The organism is Dendronalium phyllosphericum CENA369 (assembly GCF_016056275.1).
Lineage (GTDB): Bacteria > Cyanobacteriota > Cyanobacteriia > Cyanobacteriales > Nostocaceae > Dendronalium > Dendronalium phyllosphericum.
The window spans coordinates 1-3,748 of the sequence record NZ_JAECZA010000263.1 but is presented as its reverse complement, the minus strand read 5'-3'; the positions used below and the strand labels follow the sequence as shown (position 1 = coordinate 3,748).

The following is a 3,748-nucleotide window of genomic DNA, read 5'->3' as shown; positions in this document are numbered from 1 at the left end:
GTGCTTGGTTACATGGACAAAGGACTAAATTTCAAAAACTTGATTCCTATATTTGTCGTAGTCAAGAAAAAAATAGAAATGAGAAACGTCATAGTAATTTCTGGATAGGTTTATATGGTCAAAATTGGATAGTCGCTTGGCATGAGTGTCAAGCATGGGTCGAGGAACTGGTCGGTTTCAGTCGCAATAAGCAAGCATATTATCAGCGAGGTTTAAGGGCTATGAAGCTTATACAGCAAGCTCTTTAACTCGCTTGTCGCCCCTTGAAGCATTCCCCACTCTGAGTGAATTGGAAGACTGTTTGCAAGTGGTAATATCAAGACCCGTGATTATCCCGGCACTGTCCGAACAACTCAGCCAGCAACAAGCCGAATGCCTCAATCAAATCACTCAGTTTATCAACCAGTACGACCAAAACCTGGAGCAACGGTTGAAGGAAGCAGCGATCGCCGGAGGCGAACAACTCGCAGCGCAGTTGTTAGAAGAGTTGGCTGACTGGGAGCCGGGACGTAAGCCAGTTTTGTTTAAGCGCAAGATGGAGAAGCATTTGCAGAAGGTTCGTGTCCTACTAGCAAATGCTTCGCCTGAAGCTGGCAATAGTCTTCAATCGATGATGGAGCATTTGGATTCTATCGTTAACGACCCAGATATCGAATCCAAGAATTTGGGTGGTGAAGGGCGCAGTCAGTTGCAGCAGAAAATGGATGCAATCTACTCGAAGTTAGTAGACGAGCAACGCAATCTGCAACAGCTTGCAAGCTCTGACGTGGGCTTGTCGAAGGCTACTGTTAGTGCGTTTAAGTTCCGATAAAAACAGGTTTGAGCGAGTTAATCGCTCAATTCCTGAGTCTAGTTAAAAGTGCGTTGTTTATTATACAGCGCACTGTACTATTCACTAAAAACTAATTATGTCGCACTTTTCAAAAATTTTGGTCAAGTTTAAAGACCAGTCGTGTCTGGTAGAAGCATTGCAGAGATTCGGCTTCTACCCCCAGATTCACGATAAACCAGTAAATCTGTACGGATACAGAGGAGACAAGCGAGAGCAAACTGCCCATATTGTTGTTCCCCGAAACCAAATCAGCAGTCTAAGCAACGATTTAGGCTTTTACTGGAACGGTACTGAGTACGAGTGCTTAATCAGCGAATACGACCAAGGGACAGGTTTAGCAAAAGCAGGACTTGGACTGGGGCAGAATTTCTTGTCCAAGCTCCAACAAGAATACATCAATTTATATCTGCCCAAACTTTGCACTCTGTTGGGTGGTGAGGTAGTGGAAACCGTAACTCATGGTTCGGTCACAACCGTTCGCGTGTCACTCCCAACTCAAACTATTAGGAGATAAAATGTCTCATTTCTCAACGGTCAAAACCAAGCTAATCAATCGTGAGTGTTTAGTGCAAGCCTTAGAGGATTTGAAGCTTCAGCCTCAAGTTTACGAAACGCCACAGCCCTTGACTGGGTACTACGGTGACTCCCAAGGGCAGAGTGCAGAGATTGTAGTCCCTGGCTCAACATTCAATGCTCGTGCAGATATGGGTTTTAAGTGGACTGGGACTGAGTACGAGATGATCCAGGACGAGTACGAAATCATCAGGCAACTCGGAGGCAAATTCGACGCTACTCAGTTGATGCCAGCCTACGGCAAACGTATGGTTCTTGCCAAAGCTGCCGAACTTCAAGAAAGACTTGGCTGTTGCACGATTGCTGAAACCACAAACGGGCAAGTACAAACCCTACGCCTGACTTTTGCAGCACACCAAGAAATTCAACAATACGCACGGAGGTAATCAATGGAACGCTCAATACTGATACATTTTGATAGCATTGCCCCAGAAGAAGCAACAATCATTCAGTGGCTTACCTCTCAAGCGCAAGAGAAACTCTCTTGCCCGACCTACTTCTGGAATTTGGGAGTGTCCGGGCTGGAACAATGCCAGATTGCTTCGGATGGTGGATTGGTATTTAAGCCCGTGAGCGAGTACAAACGACCACCGCAAGTAGACCCGTTGCTCTATATCTTCGAGTACATCAATAATTTTAGTGGCAGTGGCGTATTCATCCTGGGTGACGTTCACCCCTTCATTGCAAAGAACTCACCACAGCTTAGTTGGGAAATTGTCACGCGGGTGAAAAACCTCTACCACCGGCTCAAGCCCACCGATAAACGCATCATCTTCTTAGGTCAAAACATCCAACTGCACGAATCTTTGGTGAGGCTGATTCCGTTTGCAGAAGTACCATTACCCACTGTTGAACAAATTCAAGAACATCTTGATTCGTATTTAGAATATCTTGGAGAGTCGGCGCAAGAGCAAAAAGTTAAGTTTACTGTCTCACTGTCTGCTTCTGAAAAAGAATCTTTAGCTCGTGCAGCCCTCGGAATAACCCTAGAAGAAATCAGCGACTTCTTACGCTTAACAGTTAAAGAGCGTTTGAGTAGCAATGGTATTACTATTGATGCCACCGTTACGCCATTAGTTGTTGAGTATAAAACTCGGCTGCTCTCTCAAATGGGTATTGAGTTGGGCAAACCAGCTACAGTCCCATTTGGTGGGCTTGATTTGTTGCGGGAGTGGCTTAATCGACGGCGGCGGCTGTTTACACAAGAGGCGCGAAGTCTGCATCTGCCGCAACCCAAAGGTGTGCTGTTGGCAGGGCCTCCAGGTACAGGAAAATCCCATTCGGCAAAGAACATCGCCAATATTCTCAATTTACCACTCCTTCAACTCGACATTTCATCAATGCTGGGTAGTTTGGTTGGTGAATCTGAGGGGAATGTTCGCCGCGCACTTAAAACGGCTCAAGCTATTGCTCCGTGCGTATTGTGGCTCGATGAAATCGAAAAAGCTCTGTCAGGACAAGGCGATACCTCTGGAGTTTCACAGCGAATCTTGGGCAACATTCTCACGTTCATGAGCGAGTGCGAGAGTGGTGTGTTTGTTGTCGCCACCTGTAACGACCCATCAGCACTGCCCAGTGAACTCAAAAGGAAAGGCCGTTTTGACGAAAATTTCTTCGTCGATCTACCCACTGAACCAGAACGAGTGCAAATCCTGCGGATTCATCTGCAACGCTTTGGCATCACTGTTGAGGACGAGTATTTAGAGGCGATCGCGGCAAACACTGCAAAATTCTCAGGGGCAGAATTGGAAACGCTAGCAGCCGAAGCCGCACTACTGGCGTTTGATGAAGGGCGACCGCAGCAGGTTTCTTTAGGGGATCTCGAAGCCTGTCGGCAGACGATTACACCACTGGCGGTGCAAGATGCGGCGGCGGTTGAGCGTATGAGAGATTGGGCGAAAACTGCAAGGGCTGCTTCAAGTGCGATTGCAGATAAACCTACTCAATCGTTGAAGACTGCACGGTTTCGGAATTTAAACTGATTATTACTAAGTCGAAAATCGGCAGTGAAATGTTTGCTTCCGATTTTCGATTATTGAGTTAGTCATTAAAATAGTTTCAAGTCCAAAAACTCATCGATTGAACGGGTAAATAAATTATGGACACATTAGAAAACTTCAAATTTTTAGATGATAATTTCGCTATTACAATACTCCGGACAATTTTTAGTTGAGGGAATAGACAAGAAAGCTATCGAGCCATTAAGGTGCTGATTAGAAAAAACTTGCACCGACTCGATAGCCATATGGAAATTGTACAAAGCTTACTGAGCAAAATGGGGATTTTTCATAAACCACAGATAAAAGCCTTGACAACCCTGTTTGCCACGATTCTAATTGCCTG

3 protein-coding genes and 2 pseudogenes are annotated in these 3,748 nt (G+C 45.6%); all 5 read left to right on the top strand.

Going from position 1 to position 3,748, the window contains the following annotated elements; genetic code table 11:
- Positions 1-248, top strand: a pseudogene (locus I8752_RS30080) (IS4 family transposase); the annotation flags it as partial.
- Positions 249-262: 14 nt separating this feature from the next.
- A pseudogene (locus tag I8752_RS30075) lies at positions 263-811 on the top strand (hypothetical protein); the annotation flags it as partial.
- 97 nt (positions 812-908) lie between these two features.
- The gene (locus I8752_RS30070) at positions 909-1,346 is read left to right on the top strand and encodes a DUF1257 domain-containing protein (RefSeq protein ID WP_214435863.1); all 438 of its coding nucleotides are present in this window, start codon (positions 909-911) and stop codon (positions 1,344-1,346) included.
- 1 nt (position 1,347) lies between these two features.
- Positions 1,348-1,791: a DUF1257 domain-containing protein gene (locus tag I8752_RS30065; protein WP_214435862.1), complete on the top strand. Its 444-nt coding sequence runs from the start codon at positions 1,348-1,350 to the stop codon at positions 1,789-1,791.
- A gap of 3 nt (positions 1,792-1,794) precedes the next feature.
- On the top strand, positions 1,795-3,387 hold the full coding sequence (locus I8752_RS30060) for an AAA family ATPase (protein WP_214435861.1): 1,593 nt from the start codon (positions 1,795-1,797) through the stop codon (positions 3,385-3,387).
- Positions 3,388-3,748 lie beyond the last annotated feature (361 nt).

Bases quoted from the DNA above. Each gene is read 5' to 3' on its own strand.
- I8752_RS30070 (WP_214435863.1), top strand. From the start codon at position 909: ATGTCGCACTTTTCAAAAATTTTGGTCAAGTTTAAAGACCAGTCGTGT.
- I8752_RS30060 (WP_214435861.1), top strand. From the start codon at position 1,795: ATGGAACGCTCAATACTGATACATTTTGATAGCATTGCCCCAGAAGAA.
- I8752_RS30065 (WP_214435862.1), top strand. From the start codon at position 1,348: ATGTCTCATTTCTCAACGGTCAAAACCAAGCTAATCAATCGTGAGTGT.